This is a genomic window from Occallatibacter savannae (assembly GCF_003131205.1).
GTDB lineage: Bacteria > Acidobacteriota > Terriglobia > Terriglobales > Acidobacteriaceae > Telmatobacter > Telmatobacter savannae.
Window position 1 is genome coordinate 183,647 of record NZ_QFFY01000002.1, and the last position, 18,813, is coordinate 202,459.

Sequence of the window (18,813 nt, forward strand, 5' to 3'; positions counted from 1 at the left end):
CTTCCTATTGGACCTGCCTCTGAAAGATGCGGGCCTCGAAGGCATTCAGCGATATAAACGGAACGGCGACAGATTCCGGTTTCGAGACTGGAAGTTCGATCTCTTTCCAGTTCCCGCTTGCCTCCACGCTCCCGCGGAACGGAGTGCTCGAGAGATTCACCGCAACGAGGAATTCCTCAGCGCCGGACCTACGCAGGTAAGTTACGATATGCTGCTCGTCGCTGTTATGCAACCAGATGGTTGCGCCCTGCTGAAGCGCCGTATGCTCGTGATGCAACGTATCCATCTCGGAGTAGAACTTCGAGTATTCGGGGTGCCACTCTCCTGCCTGCCAGAAGATCTTCTGCGGCTCGAACAGAGCCGGCGCCCGCGACTGTGTCGAATCCCCGACCTCCATCCCGTTGTAGATCAAAGGGGCTCCATCGAGAGTGAACATCAGGACGGAGGCCGCAATTGCGCCGGGAAAGCCGTAGCGCGTTACCGCCCGGAACTCGTCGTGGTCGTCGCTCATGCGCAGGTGAAGTGCGCCTTTGGGGAACAGCTTCTGCTGCTGCTCGAAGGTTTCGCGAATCTCGGTGGCCGGGTTTCCATTCATGACCACATCGTCGACTGCGTGCATCATGGGCCATGCATAATCCATGTCGAACGCACTGCGCAGCAGTTCGGGCTTGCTCGCTTCGGCCAGCATCATGAGGTCGGGCTTGGCCTGTTCCAGTTCCCTGCGCGCCTGCTCCCAGAAGTCGGTGGGAACTTCGCCTGCCGCGTCGCAGCGGAATCCATCCAGATCGAATTCTTTAATCCAGTGGAGCAGCATGTCGGTCATGTAGCGACGCAGCTTCGGATTGGTGTAGTCGAGCGCTGCGACGTCTGTCCAGTCGTAGGGCGAGGTAATCTGGCCGTCTTTGCCTTTGCGGTAAAAGTCGGGATGCGCCATCATCACGCTGTCCCACGCGGTATGGTTAGCGACGATATCGATGATGATCTTCATCTGCCGCTTGTGCGTCTCCTGCACGAGGCGATGCATGTCGTCTTTGGTGCCGAGCGCGGGATCGATGGCGTAGTAGTCGCGGACCGCGTAGGGGCTTCCCAGCGATCCTTTTTTCTTCAGCTGTCCGTCAGGGTGGATCGGCATGAGCCAGACGATGTTGACGCCTAGCTTCTTCAGATCGTCCAGACGCGCGGTCACGCCGTTCAAATCGCCCGCAGGCGAGAACGAGCGCACGAACACCTGGTATACCGTTCCCGATTTCAGCCAATCCGGAGAGTGCCTGGCGTCGAGCGAGGCGATGTTTGGATCAGCTGTCTGTGCGTGACTTTGATTTCCGGTCCCAGGTGAAGCGGCAAAAATGCAACAAGCGAGTGCAACGAACAGCCTCGACTTCATAGCGGGAAAGCATAGCATCCCAAATGCTCAACCCGCCATGACAAAAGGCCATGCCGATTGTCAGGCTGTGCGCTTTACAAAAAGCGCCAGGGCACGACTCCAAAGCTTGCTTGAGACTGCTGACAGTCATGCAAAAGCTGTCGAAACCGTCCCTCAGCGGCTAAAGCCGCGCTATGGTGAGCCCCTTTCGGCACGACTGAAGTCGCGCCCTGTCAAGTCCGTGCTGAATCGAGCCCTCTTCAGCAAACTGCGAAGTCGTGCCTCTTCAGGACGCTGAACCAGGAACTGAAGACTGACATGAAACTGACAACTGCCCTACGGCTTGAATCCCGGCAGCTCCACCCGGCGCGCGACATGGTCCTGAATCCAGTGCGGATCCCACCACTCCTTGGGATCAATCTGCACGCCGTCCAGCTGCATCGCGAAGTGGATGTGGTCGCCTCCGGCCATGCCGGTCATGCCGCTCTGCCCCATGACTTGCCCGCGTTTTACGGTGTCGCCCTCGTGGACATCGATGTGGCTGAGGTGGCCGTAGATGGTCTGCAAACCGTAACCGTGGTCGACGACGATGCAGTTGCCGTAGATTCCAAGCGGAGCCGCCCAAACCACGCGCCCGTCGTTGGATGCCTCTACGCCCACATGCTGCGTGACGGCCAGGTCGTATCCGAGGTGGACCTGCTGATCGATCTCTTTGCCCTGATAGATGTAGTGGCGCAGATCGGCAAAGGTGGCCTCAGCCGCGGAGTGCGACTGGCGCTGGAATGGCTGCGAGAAAAGGAAGTGATCGGCGGTCTTGAAACGAAGATCAGAGAGCGTCTTGTTGTTCGACTTTCGCATCTCGTTGTTGATCTTCACGAAGCGCGAGACCAGGTCGCCCGTCCCGTTGGGATCGAGTTCGCCAACGACCTTCTGCATGAACTGATCGCTGATGGGCAGCTGATGGACGGTGTAGTGCGGCTGCTCTTTTTTCGGGAAGATGACGGTGAGCGGGCTGGTTACATCGTTGCCCGCGCCGTTGGCGGCAAAGACCACGGGAACCGTTGTCTGCGGCATGTTCCAGGCAAACGCATAGAGAGCGAACATGCCGGGCTTGCCGCCGGGCATGGGCCACGCTCGGAAGGATTGATCGCCAACCCGCACGCCAGCCGCCGTATAGGCGCCGGAGACGTCAAACGTTGCGAGGTCAGCCATGCCGATATAGATGTAGTGCTGTTCGGAGTCGACGCTCACCGAGGGCGGGCGGGTCACTACGGTCACGTCGCGCTCAAGCTTGGCCGTCTTTCCAAGGAGGTCAGCGGATTTCGCTTCCACCAGCAGCTTCGCCGGCCCATCCTTCAGAAGCGCCGTCGTCCGCACACCTGCGACGAAATCCCACGTCGCTTCCTTCGTCATCAGCGGCTGCGGTAGCTGCCACACCATGAAGGTCTGGCCGTTCTGCACGATCGCGGCCGAAGCGCTCTTGATGCCGCGCGGATCGGTCGCGTGTACGGACACCGGCGTAGCCTGGCCGATGGTCTTTACGTCTGTGGTCAGTTCGAGTACAGGCCTCGCCGAACGCGCCAACAGGACCACGACCGGCACTACAACGACAAGCAGAACAACTGCTAACAATACTTTGCGCACACCTCATTCTAGGTCGCGCGCAGTGTGAATTTGGGGCGAGTACTGTTTCCGAAAGAGTGACATTCGCTATCGGCCATTGCCTGTCAACCCATCGAAATAGCATGCCCAAGGACAATCCGGGATTGCTATCATCTCCTTCGAGGCCGGGCCCCTTGCGAATCGTAGTTGTCGGCGCCAGCGCAGCAGGAATCTTCACTTCCCTCATCCTCAGCCGGGCAGGACACAAAATCGTCCTGCTCGATCGCGATCCTCTGGCCATTGCTCCCGACGTTGAATCCGCAGCAGCAGCAGCCTTCCGTGCCGGAGCGCCCCAGCTCGTTCAGCCGCACGTCCTTCTTCCCCGCGTTCGCGAACTGCTCATCCAACACCTTCCGCACCTCTATCACGCGCTCATTGCCGCCGGCGTGCAGGAGGCTCCCATCTCCACCCAGATGCCGTCCACTCTTGCCGATAAATCTCCTCACCCCGGCGACGAACGCCTCACTCTGCTCATGACCCGCCGCTCTACATTCGACTGGGTGCTCCTGCAGTCGGTCGCCGCTCAACACAACATCGAGCCCCGCTTCGCCACGCGCAGCACAGGCATCCTGGTGGACAAAGGAAATCCACCTCAAGTCATTGGCCTCCGCACCACCACCGGAGATCTTACCTGTGACCTCGTGATCGACGCCTCCGGCTACCGCTCCCCCATCGACCAGTGGCTTCGCGACGTCGGCGCTCAGCCCACCCAGCGCATCCAGGCAGAATGCGGAGTCGCTTACTTCAGCCGTTATCACCGTATTCGTCGCGGAGCCACACCGCCCGGCCCTCGCACAACACGCCTCGTCGTCGGCCTCGATGAATTTACTGTCGGTATCTGGGCTGCGGACAACGACACCGTGCAAATCGCCATCGCGCCCCTGGCTTCGGATCGTCGCTTTCTTCCCGTCCGCGATTCGCGCGTTTTCTCGGCTGTCCTCACTTCAGTTCCATACTTCAAAAACTGGCTCGATGTCCTGGAGCCCATCTCCGACGTCTATGCCATGGGCGCTGTGCAGAACTCGCTCCGCCGTCTCGTCGTGAACGAAAGGCCCGTCGTTCTCGGTCTGCATGCAATCGGCGATGCCATTTGCACCACCAATCCGACTCTCGGTCGCGGCCTGGGCATGGCACTTTCTTCTGCGCTCGAGATCGACAGCATCTTGCAGCACGAACCGGACCTCGCACGGCAAGCTTTCCACTTCGATAACTTTGTCAGCACCGGCATACAGCCGTTCTTCGAGGACCAGGCCGCCATCGATGCCGCACGCCTCGCCGCGCTTCGCAGCAAGATCTTCGACGAGCCCGCTCCGAGTCCCCCTGCGCCTCGGCATGACCGCGTCTCCTTTGCCGAACTGCGCTCCGCCTCCGCCTTCGACCCCATCCTCTTCCGCGCCTTTTGGCGTGTCTTCGGCATGCTCGCCAAGCCGGACGACATCTACTCAGACCCCGCCATCACCGAGCGCACCCGCAGCGTGCTTGCCGAACAAGAACCCCCTTCGCCCTTTCCCCAGCCCTCGCGCGAACAGCTCGCCGCTGCTCTCGCAGTCTGAACACCTCTTCATCACTGGACCGCGACTCTCCCCTCAATTACCCTTTCCTGTTCACCCCGGGGACCAACCAATCATGAACCGACGCCATTTCCTCTCCTCCGCAGCCGCAACCCTCGCTGCATCCAACTCCTTCGCAAAAGCCATCACACCGGAAGCTTCACCTGACGCGCATAGCCTCGACCTCACGCGCCATCGGTTTGGCGTCAACTACACGCCATCGCACAACTGGTGGTTCTGCTGGAACGATTGGAATCCCGACCCCATCCGCCGCGATCTGGACGCCATCGCGGGCCTCGGCGCAGATCATCTGCGCATTCTGCTCATCTGGCCTTTTTTCCAGCCAAACCCCAAGTGGGTCAGCCCCGCGCACCTCGAGCGTCTCAATCAGCTCATCACCCTCATGGCCGAGCGCCATCTCGACGCCCTCGTCACCGTCTTCACCGGACAGCTCAGCGGATGGTACTTCCTCCCGCCCTTCAACCGCCTCTCGGACGGCTTCTTCACCGATCGCATTATGCTGGACGCGCAGGAGCTGTTCATCCGGGAGCTCAGCCGCACGCTGGCACCGCACCAGAACGTCATCGGCTATGACATGGGCAACGAGATCAACACCTGCTGGGACACCGACCCGCCCACGGGCGACGCATGGATGGAGCGCACATTTGGCCTCATGAATTCCGCGCTGCCCGAACGCCTCCATGTCAACGGCGTCGACCACAACCCGTGGTTCCGCGACACCACCTTCTCGCCGCGCGCACTTGCCGCGCAGAAGTTCCCCGTCATGCACTGCTATCCGTGGTGGACCGGGGCGCTCAAGTACGGCGGACCCATGGACCCGCCAAGCGTGAAGCTGCTCGCCGCGATGGCCGCGCTCATCCGCGCTTACGCCGGAACGCAGCAGAAGCCGGTCTTCGCCGGCGAATTCAACACGTGCATCCAGAAGCTCTCAGACGCCGAACAAGCCGAGTGGCTCGACAAAGCAGTCCACGTCGCCATTGAGCAAGGAGTGAGCTGGTTTACCTATTGGGACAGCCACGATGTTGATCGCAAGTACGACTTCAATCCGCTTGAGTACACGCTTGGCTTGCTGACCAACGACGGGAAGGTCAAGCCCGCGGGCCGGGTTTTCAAGCAACTCGCAGACACGTACCGGGGCACGCCCGTGGCCTTTCCGACGGCGGCGCTTCCGCCACCGCCCGCAGCACCTCATACGCAGGACGCAACTTGGCAATGGGTTCTCGATTGGCTCGGCTGGAATCCGAAGCCAGAACGCAATTGATGCCGGGCTGGATTTCATGCGCAAACAATGGCCGACCCTCCTCATCCTGACCCTCGCCGCCTTTGTTGACGCGGCGCCCTTGCCGGCTGCAGCTCCCCGGCACACTGCTGATGAAGTGCTGGTTGTTTACAACGCCGACAGCCCGGTCTCCACGGCGGTTGCGAAGTTTTATGCCCGGAAGCGCGGAGTATCCAAGTCTGTTGCGGTTCATTGCGCCGACTCTGCCATCAGTACCGCCAACGAGACCATTCTTCTCGCGGACTACGAACGCGAGATCGACGGTCCGGTGCACGCCTATCTTGCCCGGCACCGGGAGATCAACTTCATCGTGCTGACGAAGGGTGTGCCGATTCGCATCGACGGGGGCGCGACCGGTTCGCGCGACGAGCACACTACGGGAACTCTTCATCCCTCGGTCGATAGCTACCTGGCGGCAACGGGATATGGATCGATCAAGCGCGCTGTCAGGATCAGCATCCATGGCTCGGGCGCGGATGGATTCGGCTGGTTGAATCTTTACTGGAATCAGAACGTGCCGTTCAGCCACGCGGCGTTTGGCGGATACCTGGTTACTCGCCTCGACGGCTACACGGAAGCCGACGCGGAAGCGCTTGTTACGCGCTCGCTAGCTGCGGACGACGCACCGAGCAAACAGCTTCCGGAGGCCAAAGTGCTGCTCGATGTGCAGCCTGTTTTCAAATTCAACAGCACGGATGTGAATCGCCAACCCCTGCCGGTGGCAGGGCCCATTCTGGACGAATCCGACTACGGCTCCTGGAATGCCGATATGGTGAAGGCCGGGAACCTGCTCGTGAGCCGGGGAATCCCCACGGAGCTCGATCGGAGCGAGGCCTTCATCGGCAATCGTTCGAATCTGATTGGCTACTTTTCCTGGGGCAGCAACGACGCGCGCTACAACGGGAAGGCATATGAGTCGCTGCGGTTCGCGCCGGGATCCATCGGAGACACCGCGGTGTCGACCAGCGGGCGAACGTTTCTGCCCACCACGGGCGGACAATCGCTGATCGCGGATCTGGTTGCACATGGGATTACCGGCGTGAAGGGCTACACCGATGAACCGCTTCTACAGGCAATCGCATCGCCTTCGATTGCCATGGAGAGGTACACTTCCGGTTTCACGCTCGCTGAGAGCATGTATGCGGCCTCGCGATTTGTCGGCTGGGAGGATGTCGTTATCGGCGACCCGCTCTGCCGAGCGCCCGCGTGGATGCGCAAAGATGCGAATAGCCGGAGCCACGCGAAGCATCATTAGATCGTCTCGCGGGCCTGGCGGCTGTTCTATCTAGCCGAGACCCGTCAGCGCTTTGCAGCTCGTCGAAACAGCTCGTTGCATTCGGCTTCAAGAACTCCGCCGACGACTGCGCATTTGCGGAAGGGACTTCTCTTCGCCACTTCCTCCGCACGAATGTCGATCTGCGACCAATGGAGGCTTTTGAGAAAGGGGATCGATGAACCATAGACGATCGTGGCGATTCCCGCCCACTCCGCGGCGCTCTGGCACATGGGACATGGCTCGGCGGTGGTGTAGAGAGTGAGCCTGGTCCAGTCGATGCCCGGGTGAGCGGCGGCACAACGATTGATCGCATCGATCTCGCCATGCCACGTTGGATTTTCGGACGAACGGTTCCAGCCCTCGCCCATTACCGCCCCTTTTGGTACGTTCACCAAAACGGCGCCAAAGGGAGCCTTGGGGTTGTTTGCCGCAAGCGCGATCGCCCGGCGCATGTAGCGTTGGTGGGTTTGCTGGTCACTCTGGCCCACCGCTCGGAGTGCTGCGAAACTTCCGGCTAACGCGATCCATTCCCTGCGATTTATCAGAGGCATGATCCGGATTATAGCGGCGCCTGAAACGGCCCTTGTCGACTACAAGTTCCCCTTCGTCATGTCCTGCAGCACTTGGATTTCGCGCGTGCGATAGGGCGTGCCGTCCACACGAAATACGTCGTGCTGCCAAATTGCCGGCTGGTCCGAGACATAGGGCCGCTGCCAGGAGTCCCATGGAATCCAGGTCTGGCTCTTGCCGGCGACCAGGCCCCAGTTGATTGCGCCCACACGGTATTTCTTCGCAATGGGCAGAATCGTGTCGAATGTGCTTCCGATGTTGCGCGCCATGTACTCCGTGCAGATGACTGGGCGGTGATAGGGCAGCAGCATCTTGACGTGTGCCTCGAACTCCTCCGGCCATCCGTAGTTGTGAAAGCTGATCACATCGGACTGCTCGACCTGGATTCTGCCGACGGGCGTCATTGTCGCCTCTGACGTCCAGTCGCCGTGCCAGACGCCGCTGGTGAGCGGCTGCGCGGGATGCGCGGACCGCGCCCACGCAAACACCTGCGGCAACAATCCTGCGATGATCTCGTTTTTGTTCTTCGGTTCGCCTTTCAGATACGACGAATCGTTCCCGTTATCGGGCTCATTCCACAGGTCCCACGCCAGGATGCGATCGTCCTTGGCGAAGGCGCCTACCACGCCTTCGACATATCTTTCGAGCTTGGGAAATTGTGCCGGATCGTTGAGGATCGCAGCACCGGGGGCCTGCACCCAACCCGAGTTGTGCACCCCCGGAATGGGCGGATGCTGCGGCCCGAGCTTCGGGCTAGGATCCCAGCACGAGTCAAAGAGCACAAACATCGGCTTGATGTGATGCCTGGCCGAGATGGAAAGGAAGCGGTCGATCCTCTGCTGGAATCCGCGAGGGTCCTGCTGCCATAGCAGGTTGTGCAGGAAGACGCGCATGGTGTTCATTCCCGCGGCTTCGGCCCAGCCCAGTTCGCGGTCGATTGTCGGTTCGTCGAAGGTATCGGCTTGCCACATCTCCAATTCGTTGATGGCGGTGGAGGGCAGAAAATCCGCACCCACGGGCCAGGGCTGCTTTGCGTACCAGTCGTTGGCCTGCGCTTCGGTCCACCGATCCTGCGCCTGCATTGCGGCGCACGCAATGAGCATCAACATCAGCACCAGCAAGCGGTATGCATTTGTTCGCACGACCAACTGTCGCGACAACAGCCTGTCCGTCATAGAGCCCCCATCCGAAGTGTCCGAAATGATGAAGGAGAATTCTACTGTGTCGCGCGGCGGGCGTTGCTACTTGCCGATGCAGAAAGTGGAGAAGATGAGATTGAGGATGTCGTCGGGGGTGGTTTGGCCGGTGAGGGAGTCGAGGGCCCAGAGGGCGCGGTAGAGGTCGAGCAGGATCATCTCGTGGGGGATGCCGGAGCTGTTGGCGCGGCGGGCGTCTTCGAGGGCGGCGCGGGCGGTGACGATGGTCTGCTGCTGGCGGAGGTTGGTGAGGAGGCCGGGTTCGGAGGCGGCACCGCCGGTTGCGAGTTGGAGGATCTTTTCGCGGAGCGCGTTGATGCCTTCGCCGGTGAGGGCGGAGGTGGGGATGAATGTGAGCGAAGGGGGTACGCCCTCAGGGGCTAAAGCCCCACTATTCTCTTCGGCGTTTTCGGCACGACTGAAGTCGTGCCCTTTCAAACCCTCCGATGAAACAACGTGATCGATTTCTTCGCCGGTTTCCGCGCCGCTAAATACGTGACCTTTCAAATCCTGCGATGAACGGACTCGATTGATGATTTCAGCGTCATCGGAAGGACTGAAGTCGTGCCCTTTCGAGGCTTGCGATGGATGCAGTGACGGTTCGCGATTGGGTTGTTCGGCGGTTTCCGCAAGACTGAGGTTGTGCTCCTTCAGATGGTGCGATGCGGTGGGATCAAAGGAGAAGATCGTGGCTTTGTTGAGGTCACTTTTATTGATGGCGATGAGGGCGCTGCGGTTCTGGACGCCGGAGACGAGCGTGCGCTCTTCGTCGTTGAGGGGCTGGGTGGCGTCGAGGACGATGAGGACGATGGCGGCATCAGCGAGGGCCTGGCGACTGCGCTCGATGCCGAGCTGCTCTATTTCTTCGAGGGTGTCGCGAAGGCCGGCGGTGTCGACGAGTTCGAGGGGGATGCCGTCGAGTGAGATGCGCTCGGTGACGAGGTCGCGCGTGGTGCCGGGGGTGGCGGTGACGATGGCGCGGTCGCGCTCGACGAGGCGATTGAATAGGGAGCTTTTGCCGGCGTTGGGGCGGCCGACGATGGCGAGGGTGAGTCCGTCGTGAACGATGCGGCCGCGGGCGAAAGAGGCTTCGAGAGCGGAGAGTGGCGGGATGAGCTCGTCGATGCGGCGGGCGATTTCGGATTGAGGCGTGACGTCGACGTCGTCTTCTCCGAAGTCGATGCCGGCTTCGAGAAGCGCGATGAGCTCGACGAGGGACCGCTTCGTGGGAGCGACGCGGCGGCTGAGCGCGCCACCCATCTGGCTGGCGGCCTGACGGGCCTGAGTGAGGGTCTGGGCTTCGATGAGGTCGCGGACGGCTTCGGCCTGCGTGAGGTCGAGCTTGCCGGAGAGGAAGGCGCGCTCGGTAAATTCGCCGGGGTTGGCGAGGCGAGCGCCGAGGGTGAGAGCCCTGCGAAGGAGCAGATCGAGGACGACCGGAGAGCCGTGAGCGGCGATTTCGACAAGGTCGTCGCCGGTATAGGAGTTGGGGGCGGCGAAGAGAGTGACGACGGCCTGGTCGATGGGCTGGGTAGAGGCTTCCGGGCCGGCTTCGTCGAGCACGGAGGCGAGGCGCGCTCGGCCGTGTTCGAGTGGCTGGCGAAGCTGCATGAGCTGGACGGCGATGGAGGCAGAGTCAGGGCCGCTGAGGCGAACGATGCCGATGCCGCCGCGGCCGGGAGGGGTGGAGATCGCGGCGATGGTGTCGACGATGGCCGCTTCGGGAGTGGGCTGATCTTCGCTCACGCTGGATTCATTGTAAGGAGGGATAGCAAGTTCCCAGTTGCCTGTCTCCAGCTTCCAGTTTTCAGGAGCTACGCGGCGCGTTCGAGATGGCGGACGTGGTGGAGGCAGATGAGGAGCGGGATTACGCCGATGATGCCGAAGCTGCAGTCGATGAGACGCCAGTAGGGAGGGATGCCGCGGATGGGGCCGGCGATGAGGGCGAGCGGGATGACTCCGGCGCAGGCGATGATGCCGAACTGAAGCACCCATTTGTTCCGGATGGGGTGGGCACGAAATCAGTGTAGTGCCGGAAGGTGAAGCCAGTAGCTCGTAGCTTGTAGCCAATAGCTACGCGGCGACGGCGAGCCTGCGAGGCTGTGCATGTTCGGCGGGGCGATCGAGAACGGCGCTGAGATTCATCAGGGCACGCGAGGAGCAGGCTGGGCACTCGCGGTTGGCGTCGCTGATGCTGTTGCAGTCGAGGCAAAGTACGGCAAGGCTCATGGGGATGGTTGCGTGTTTGATCTGGGCTTTCATGGTCGTTGGTCCTGTCAATGAGAACGAAGTTTGAAGCGTCGAGTTGCGGTGGTTAACACCAAAGTGGGAGAAGAACAGAGATCAGAGAGATAGTGATCTTCCGGTGCATGGCGTTTCAGCAGGCGGCGTTGCGGAGAGAGGCTCAGGAATTCGGTACCGACTAATTCACATCGAGTTCGGGTATTGATGGATTATGCCGAACAATGTGGAGTTGAGCGCGCTGGTTGAGAGGCTTGCCGCGAACCTGTCGAAGCTGAACCTGGATGGGGATGAGCAGGAAGAGTACAGCACGATGCTGCTGTGGCTGCAGAACCAGGTTGAGACGGGAGAACCAAGCGAGAAGATTGTGCAGCAGTGCCTGACGTATTTTGGGCGGTTTGAGACGCGGGCGGCGTAAGGCGGTTCTCGATCAGGGCTTCTGCGTGATTTCGATTCTGCGGAGGATCTCGTGGCGTTTGGGTTCGGAGCACTTCGCTAGCGATTCGTCTTCGCAGATACGCTCGACGGTGTTGACGGGGTTGTCCATGGTTGCGCTGACGATGTGACCGTCGGTAGTGCTGACGTTGAGTTCCACGGCGAAGGTCTCGAGGCCGACTCCGGCCTCGTATTTTCCATCTGAGTTCCTGGTGATCTCGATCCAATTGTTCTGGGCCGATGCAACTGGCTCTTTCATCCAGTCTGCTTTGAGGGGCAGTGCCTGCTTCTGAGGCGGAACGTGCTTTATCTCGATCTGAGCGGTCGAGGAGGCGGGATCGAGCGACTTGAAAGTCATGTCGAAGTCGATGGCGTCTTCGCCGACGAGCACGCGTTTTCCGTCGGCCCAGGACGAGGGCGGCATGAAGTTGTGGAAGTAGAAGTGATCTCCTGCCTTGCGGAGCACGCCGAGCTTTGATGGGAGCCACAGGTCCGCGTAGAAGGTCATGAGGTCGGTAATGGGACCGATCATCTTCGGGTCAGCGTCTTTGAGATCGGGTGCGGAGGGATTCTGCGCGGGATCAAGGGTGAGCTTCTGGCGGTAGGCGATCGCGGAGGGAGCGAGCGAGACGGGATGGCCGTCGCTGATCATGTTTGTCCAGCGGAACTCCTCGAAGAACCGGCCAGAGGAGTCTTTCTTCACGATGCCTTCCGCATCGATTTCGTAGTGCCAGGATTCGTTTACGCCTTTCATGTGGTACGCGAGTTTCTGGCCTTCGCTGTACTGGCGGCGGAGCGGGTGTTGGGCGACGGATGGCTGTTGCGCGGCTGCCAAAGCCTGGCAGACGAAGAGCACAAACAGCATCGGCGGAACTTTCATGGGTTGCAGTCAATTCTGCGCAAAAGGTGCAGGATAGACAAGCGGCAAAAATTGGATTCGAGGGGGCCTGGCACCGAGTTGAACTGCGGGCGGATTACGTTTACCCGGAACTTCCAAAAGAAATCGAGAGCAGGAGCGCAACCTGCGGGGCGGGATTGTGTCCTTATGGTGCACAGGGTTTGAGGGCGGAGTTGGACGCGAGTCCTCAGAACTGGTGAGCCGCAGGGCGCGGCGGAATAGGAAGGACCATATATATGAGGCGGACACTTTTACTGGTACCTGCACTTGCGATCACTCTGCTGGGAAGCGCGAAGACAGCCAAAGCTCAATGGTATGGACAGCCGCAGTGGGGCTACGAGCGGCACGAGCGCGAAGAGGCCTGGGAGCGGCGTGGATATTATGACGGAGTAAGAGGGGCCGATCGCGACTTTGAGAACCATCGCCGGCCGAATGTGAACAATCGCGATGAGTATCGCGATACCGATTTGCCGCGCTTCGAGGCGCATGAGTATCGCGAGGGATTCCGGCGCGGGTACTACGAGCGGGTTCGCCAGATCTATAACGGCGGCTACGGATGGAGGCACGATGACGACGACGACCGCCGGTGGTAACAACAGATAGTCATCAGTTGCTAGTTTCAGTTTTCAGTTGAACGCAGGGCCCACCCTTCCGCAGCCGACAAAGGCTCGGCGAGGGTGGGCATCTGTTTGTTCCTGATTCCCAACCTATTCCGCGACTACTACTTTCCTTCCGATGAGACGAGCGCTGCTGGTGGGAGAGCGAACTTGCCACCAATTCGCGCAGGTCGAGGGCCAGGTGCTGCGTCGAGTGCTCCGGCGCGGCATGGTCTGCCTGCTCCTACGGCTCCGGCGTGACGGGGTCGCCTTCGCCAAGGCGCAGGCACCCCGCAAAAAGGTTTTAGTAGAGCTGATGGGGCTATAATGCTGGGAAGTTCCGGGCGCAGAGACGGGAATGCAGCGGACGTCCGGGATGCATTTGCTTTTTTAAGGTAGTCCAGTGACAACAAAGAAGTTGCCCTCCCTCGCGTGGGGACGCCGATCGGTGTCCGCGTTTTTCTTCTCTCTCCCTATTTTCGTCTTCGGTCTTCTTTTGTGCAGCTCTGCGCAATCGATGGCGCAGGTGCCATGGAGCGGATTGCTGCGCAACGCGGCGGGCGCGCCGATTGCCGAAGCGAAGGTCACCCTCACCTCCGATCACGGCAAGGGCGAAGCTCGAACCGACACGAAGGGGCGGTTTACGATGCAGGTGCCTGAAGGAAGCTACCGGCTGACGGTGGCGGCGAAGGGCGCCAAGGTGAGCAGCGCGCAGCAAGTGGATGTGAAGGTGAATGGGCCGGAGGCGCTGTTGACGCTGGCTGGGCGCGGCGAGCTGACGGTGAGTACGCTCGTGGAGCGCAAAGAGAAGACGGGGACCGGCGGCGAGGAGCTGTCGAGCGAAGCCGTAAGCGAACTTCCGCTGAACAAGCGCGACTTCAGCTCCCTGTTGTTGCTTGCGGCTGGGACAATGACGGACTCGAACGGCGCGACGAACTTCACCGCGCAGTTTGCCATCAACGGGCAGCGCGGCGTGGAAGCGACGTTTGCGATGGACGGCGCGGATATCAGCGATCCGGAGATGGGCGGCGCGACGTTCTCGAACTTCAATGTGGATGCGGTGGAGGGGATTGACTCGAGCTCGGGGTGGATGCCGGCTGAGGTTGGACGCGGGGCGGCAGGGTTCACGAACATTCATACGCGGAGTGGTGCGAGTGGATTCCACGGATCGTTTTTTGAATTCGTTCGGAACTCGGCGTTCGATGCGCGGAACTATTTCGATCATCCGACGCCGGCGTATCCGGGAAGAATTCCGCCCTTCCGCAGGAACGAGTTCGGATTCACGAATGGCGGGCCGGTATTTCTGCCGCATATCTATGACGGCAGAAAGAAAACGTTCTACTTTACGCAATACCAGGGCTTCCGGCAGGTGCTGGGAACGACGCAGGTGATGCCGGTGCCTTCTGCGAACCAAAGGCCGGCGGCAGGAAGCAATGTTGTTTACGACACGATTGGCTTCAGCGATGGAACGACGGATACGCTTGCTGTTCCGGTGAGGCCAGAGATTGCCGGGATTCTGGCGCGGTATCCGTTGCCGAATTTGCCGACAGGATCGTTTGGCGCGAACACCTATGCGACGGCGTCGAAGGTGGTGACGGATGCGAACCAGTTCTCGGTGCGCATCGACCACAAGTTCACAGACAAGGACCAATTCCTGGCGCGGTTCAACCTGGATAATCTGACCGGGCCGACGACGAATCCGGATCAGACGGCGATCGACCCATCGTTTGCGGTGGAGTACCGGGACCGGCAGCGGAACGTGATGGGAACATGGACGCACACGGTGTCGCCGCGGATGACGCTGGAGTCGCTGCTGAGCATTACGCGGACGACGCCGGGATTTCCGACGCCGAACCATACGGACCCCGCGGTGAAGTTCGCCGATGGATTGTTTGAGGCGTTCGATAACTCCGCCGGTTCTGTGATGCAGGCGTACGGGAACCTGTTCCATGGGCGCGAGACGTTTGCGTACACGACGGGGAAACATTCGATTCGTGCCGGCGTGGAGGCGCGGATCAATCGCGATACAACGTACTTTGGAACGAGCCCCAACGGTGAGTACGGTTTTGGCGGCGGCACCGCATATGCGACGGAGGCGATTACGTCGGCGAGCGGGAAGCACAACATCAACGTTGGCGACCCGCTGCCGGATTCGTTGTCCGGATTCTTATCGGGGAGCCCATTTACGTATACGGTGGCGGTGGCGCCGAGTTTTATTTCGTCGGGCGAGCACATGGGACCGGCGGCGATCAACCGCGAGAACTACGCGTGGTGGGTGCAGGACACGTGGAAGGTGACGCCGAAGCTGACGCTGGATTTCGGGGTGCGGTGGGATGTGTATACGCCGATCTCGGAGCGGGCGCACCGGACGTCGCGCATCAGTTCGGAGTGGGGCCGCGACCAGGTATACCTGATCAATCCTCAGCCGGGGTATCGCAAACAGTACGACGGATGGCAGCCGCGCGTTCAGGCAAGCTGGCAGGCGACAAACAATCTGACGGTGCACGCGGGGGCCAGTTCCATGGTGATCCCGCCGAACATCTGGCAGGACAACGCGCTGACCGGCGGAACTCCGTTTGCGGTGTATCCGCGGCAGGTTTCCTCAGGCGCGCATCCGCTGGCGTACGGCTTCACGATTTCGCCGTCACAGGTTCCGACGACGTACACGCCGGACGGGAAGGATGTCTTCGCATCGGGAAAGACGAAGGATGTGCCGGCGAATACGGTGATGGATGTGGACCGCTACGAGCGGGACATGGCGGCTCTGACTGATTCGCCAAATATCATTCCGCTACAGCTGCAGGGAATTGATCCAAATTTCGGAAACGCGTGGCTGTATACATGGACGGCAGGGCTGGAACGCAAGTTCGGCAATTTGACCGCAGATGCAGCGTATGTGGGAACGGCGGGAGTGCGTCTGCCGAGGTTTGCGTATCCGAATGGATACCCGGGCGCGACGGAGGAGTTTGCGCCGCACACGAAGTTCGACGCGGCCGGCAATGTGATTGGGGGCTTCGGGACGGAAACGACGGTCACCGGCGACTCGCACTCGACCTACCACGCGCTGCAGACTTCGCTGTCGGGAACGGTTCCACACGGAGGCCCCGGAATTCAGGCGAGCTATACGTGGGGGAAATCGATCGATAACACAAGCATCGTGCTGGGCGGGGTTGGAGCGACGGGCGCCGTGGCATCCGGCCTGTCGCAGAACCCGTTCGATATGCATCCGGAGAAAGGGCCATCCAACTTCGATATCACGCATGGATTCGGACTGAGCCTGGCGCAGGATCTGCATCTGCAGGACGCGAGTTTTCTGAAGGCGATTCCGAGAAAGATCACGGACGGGTGGGAGATGCTGAGCATCTCGAGCATCAGCTCGGGAGCGCCGTTTACGGTGTACTCGGGAATTCAGCAGACGGGCGCGGGATCGCTGGGTGTGGATCGGCCCGACCAGATTGCAAAGCCGCATCTCTCGACTGCGCGGAAAGATCGGAAGGATTATTTCGGCGCGGGACCGAACAACGGGCCGGCATACTTCAGTATTCCGGTGTTTGTTGCAGGCGGGACGGGACCGAACCAGGGTCGGTTTGGAACGCTGGGTCGGAATACGTTTCGCGGGCCGGCGTTCTACAACTTCGATTTCGCGTTCATCAAGGACACTCCGTTTGGCCGCAGGGCGAGCGGCGCGGAGCGAATGGATCTGCAGTTCAGGACGGAGTTGTTCAACCTGTTCAACATTGTGAATATGAGTACGCCGGCGAATGTGCTGGGAGTGACGACGACCACGGCGAACGGCGTGCCTTCGGCGCAAATCAGCACGACGAACGGGTTTGGATTCATCAGCAGGACGGCGGGAACGTCGCGGCAGATTCAGTTTTCGCTGAAGCTGATTTACTAAAAGCAGGGACTAGGGACTAGGGACTAAAGACGCAGAGATTGAGATTGGACCAGGGCTTTGGAGTCGATTGATTCGGCTGCGGGGTTCTGGTCTTTGTTTTGGTATAAAGGTGCGTCGTGAGAGTGAGGGTGAAATTGGTGCGGATTGAACGCGTGTTGTGTGCGGCGGTGGTGGGCGTTGGGTTGTCGGCGAGTTCGTTTTGCGGGACTGCGCAGAATGCGGCCAAGACATCGACTTCCAGTTTGAACAGTGCGACTCCGGCCAGCAGCCGCTTGGATATGACGCCGGTGAAGCCGGAGTCGGTCGGGTTCTCGACGGAGCGACTGGAGCGGCTGCACACGCTGATGGAAGATGCGGTGAAGAACCAGCAGGTGGCGGGCGTCGTGACGATCCTGGCGCGGCACGGGAAGGTGGTGGACTACCTGACCTACGGAATGCGCAACATCGAGAAGCACGAGCCAATGACGAAAGATACGATCTTCCGCGACTACTCGATGACGAAGGTCGTCACCGCGGTTGCGATGATGAAGCTCTACGAACAGGGCAAGTGGATGCCGTCGGATCCGATCGCGAAGTACGTGCCGGAGTTTGCGCACCTGAAGGTCTACGCGGGCGAGGATGCGAGCGGCAAGATGATCCTCGAAGATCCGGTGCATCCGCCGACGATGGCGGAGCTGATGACGCATACGGCGGGGTTCACGTACGGGATCTTCGGGAATACGCCGGTGGACAAGATGGTGCGCGATGCGGACCTGTTCGCGACGAAGGATCTGCATGAGTTTGTGACCAAGCTGGCGGGAGTGCCGCTCTTGTATCAGCCGGGGACGAAGTGGGTGTACTCGGTCTCGATGGATATTCAGGGCTACATCGTGGAGAAGCTTTCCGGCAAGACGCTGCCGGAGTTTTATCGCGACGAGATATTCAAGCCCCTGGGCATGAAGGACGCGGGATTCTATGTACCGGAGGATAAGTGGCCGCGGTTTGCGACGGTGTACTACGTGGAGCCGAACGGCGGGTTGTCGGATCACGGGCCGCAGACAGTGAACAAACGTGATTTCGCGCATGAGCCGACGATGGCTTCGGGCGGCGGCGGCATGGTGTCGACGGCTGAGGATTATTTCCGGTTTGCGGAGATGCTGGCGCACAGTGGCGAGCTTAACGGGACGCGGCTGCTGTCCCCGGCCAGCGTGCAGCTGATGAGCGCGAACCATCTGGCGTCGAATTTGCTGACGGGCGAGTTCAGCATCGGTTCGCAGAGGATGCGCCCGGGGTTTGGGTATGGCTATAACTGCGCGGTGGTGTTCGATCCGCCGACTGCCAATCTGCCGGAGGGGAAGGGAACTTTTTTCTGGGATGGCGCGGCGGGGACGTGGTTCTGGATCGATCCGACGAACGATGTGGTGTTTGTAGGGATGATTCAGCGGATGGGCGGCGGGCCGAATACGGAGAATCTGCAGTATCTGAGCCGGGGCGTGGTGTATGGGGCGCTGGTGGGGCCGGGGAAGTGAATGGGCTTCAAGCCTAGTCCTGAAACTCTTCGGGCAGAAGCCATTTTCCGATGAGTCTCAAACCTTTGCCGTCATCGATTACGTAGTCGTAGTAGCCACAGTCTCGTTCGTCAGGACAACCGTTTATTTTGATCAGACGGCTGTCAGGCATGAATTGGATTCGAGGCGGCTCCTCGCCAGATTGCTTCTCCAGCCAATTGCGAGGTAGATCAATGATTCCGAATCCGTCATACACCCTTCCACTGATGGAGTCGACGATGTAGAACCCGCTGCACTCCGCACCGCAGCCGAATTGTGGCACCGTATAATGGCCTGCGAAT

The 18,813-nt window shown here is 60.3% G+C and carries 16 protein-coding genes; 7 read left to right on the forward strand and 9 right to left on the reverse strand.

The window, feature by feature from the left end; translation table 11 throughout:
- Positions 1-4: 4 nt before the first annotated feature.
- Positions 5-1,228, reverse strand: a complete 1,224-nt coding sequence (locus tag DHV10_RS08215; protein WP_239461391.1) for an alpha-amylase family glycosyl hydrolase — start codon at positions 1,226-1,228, stop codon at positions 5-7.
- Between the two features lie 471 nt (positions 1,229-1,699).
- Entirely contained in the window at positions 1,700-3,007 is a 1,308-nt protein-coding gene (locus tag DHV10_RS08220; protein WP_109485881.1) for a M23 family metallopeptidase, read from the reverse strand.
- A 152-nt stretch (positions 3,008-3,159) separates the two neighbouring features.
- Between DHV10_RS08220 and DHV10_RS26995 the strand changes: the two genes are divergently transcribed.
- The 3 genes from DHV10_RS26995 to DHV10_RS08235 all read left to right on the forward strand — a co-directional run bounded on the left by DHV10_RS26995 (position 3,160) and on the right by DHV10_RS08235 (position 7,130).
- Entirely contained in the window at positions 3,160-4,578 is a 1,419-nt protein-coding gene (locus DHV10_RS26995) for an NAD(P)/FAD-dependent oxidoreductase (protein WP_162601323.1), read from the forward strand.
- Positions 4,579-4,651: 73 nt separating this feature from the next.
- Entirely contained in the window at positions 4,652-5,857 is a 1,206-nt protein-coding gene (locus DHV10_RS08230; protein WP_162601324.1) for a glycoside hydrolase 5 family protein, read from the forward strand.
- A gap of 16 nt (positions 5,858-5,873) precedes the next feature.
- Positions 5,874-7,130 carry a TIGR03790 family protein gene (locus DHV10_RS08235; RefSeq protein WP_109485884.1) on the forward strand — a complete coding sequence of 419 codons (1,257 nt, stop codon included), beginning with the start codon at positions 5,874-5,876 and terminating at the stop codon, positions 7,128-7,130.
- Between the two features lie 44 nt (positions 7,131-7,174).
- On the opposite strand, the gene DHV10_RS08240 is transcribed toward DHV10_RS08235, so the two are convergent.
- From DHV10_RS08240 to DHV10_RS08260, 5 genes are all read right to left on the reverse strand, one after another.
- Positions 7,175-7,702, reverse strand: a complete 528-nt coding sequence (locus DHV10_RS08240; RefSeq protein ID WP_109485885.1) for a nucleoside deaminase — start codon at positions 7,700-7,702, stop codon at positions 7,175-7,177.
- A 39-nt stretch (positions 7,703-7,741) separates the two neighbouring features.
- Positions 7,742-8,896, reverse strand: coding sequence for a cellulase family glycosylhydrolase (locus DHV10_RS08245; RefSeq protein WP_109485886.1), 1,155 nt, complete (start codon positions 8,894-8,896; stop codon positions 7,742-7,744).
- 66 nt (positions 8,897-8,962) lie between these two features.
- Positions 8,963-10,663: a tRNA uridine-5-carboxymethylaminomethyl(34) synthesis GTPase MnmE gene (mnmE, locus tag DHV10_RS08250; RefSeq protein WP_239461393.1), complete on the reverse strand. Its 1,701-nt coding sequence runs from the start codon at positions 10,661-10,663 to the stop codon at positions 8,963-8,965.
- Positions 10,664-10,731: 68 nt separating this feature from the next.
- Complete coding sequence (locus tag DHV10_RS08255) at positions 10,732-10,908, reverse strand: hypothetical protein (RefSeq protein ID WP_239461395.1); 177 nt, start codon at positions 10,906-10,908, stop codon at positions 10,732-10,734.
- 82 nt (positions 10,909-10,990) lie between these two features.
- On the reverse strand, positions 10,991-11,179 hold the full coding sequence (locus DHV10_RS08260; protein WP_109485887.1) for a hypothetical protein: 189 nt from the start codon (positions 11,177-11,179) through the stop codon (positions 10,991-10,993).
- A gap of 193 nt (positions 11,180-11,372) precedes the next feature.
- Here DHV10_RS08260 and DHV10_RS08265 point away from each other — a divergent pair, with 193 nt between their 5' ends.
- Entirely contained in the window at positions 11,373-11,576 is a 204-nt protein-coding gene (locus DHV10_RS08265; RefSeq protein WP_109485888.1) for a hypothetical protein, read from the forward strand.
- Positions 11,577-11,588: 12 nt separating this feature from the next.
- On the opposite strand, the gene DHV10_RS08270 is transcribed toward DHV10_RS08265, so the two are convergent.
- Entirely contained in the window at positions 11,589-12,473 is an 885-nt protein-coding gene (locus DHV10_RS08270) for a hypothetical protein (protein ID WP_109485889.1), read from the reverse strand.
- Positions 12,474-12,727: 254 nt separating this feature from the next.
- Between DHV10_RS08270 and DHV10_RS08275 the strand changes: the two genes are divergently transcribed.
- The 3 genes from DHV10_RS08275 (at position 12,728) to DHV10_RS08290 (ending at position 18,493) form a co-directional block, all read left to right on the forward strand.
- Positions 12,728-13,084 (forward strand): hypothetical protein, encoded by a 357-nt coding sequence (locus DHV10_RS08275; RefSeq protein WP_109485890.1) that lies wholly within the window; start codon positions 12,728-12,730, stop codon positions 13,082-13,084.
- A gap of 520 nt (positions 13,085-13,604) precedes the next feature.
- Positions 13,605-16,985, forward strand: coding sequence for a TonB-dependent receptor (locus DHV10_RS08280; RefSeq protein WP_109485891.1), 3,381 nt, complete (start codon positions 13,605-13,607; stop codon positions 16,983-16,985).
- A 137-nt stretch (positions 16,986-17,122) separates the two neighbouring features.
- Positions 17,123-18,493 (forward strand): serine hydrolase domain-containing protein, encoded by a 1,371-nt coding sequence (locus DHV10_RS08290; RefSeq protein WP_162601325.1) that lies wholly within the window; start codon positions 17,123-17,125, stop codon positions 18,491-18,493.
- A 13-nt stretch (positions 18,494-18,506) separates the two neighbouring features.
- Here DHV10_RS08290 and DHV10_RS08295 read toward each other — a convergent pair whose 3' ends face one another.
- The gene (locus DHV10_RS08295; protein WP_109485894.1) at positions 18,507-18,794 is read right to left on the reverse strand and encodes a hypothetical protein; all 288 of its coding nucleotides are present in this window, start codon (positions 18,792-18,794) and stop codon (positions 18,507-18,509) included.
- Positions 18,795-18,813 lie beyond the last annotated feature (19 nt).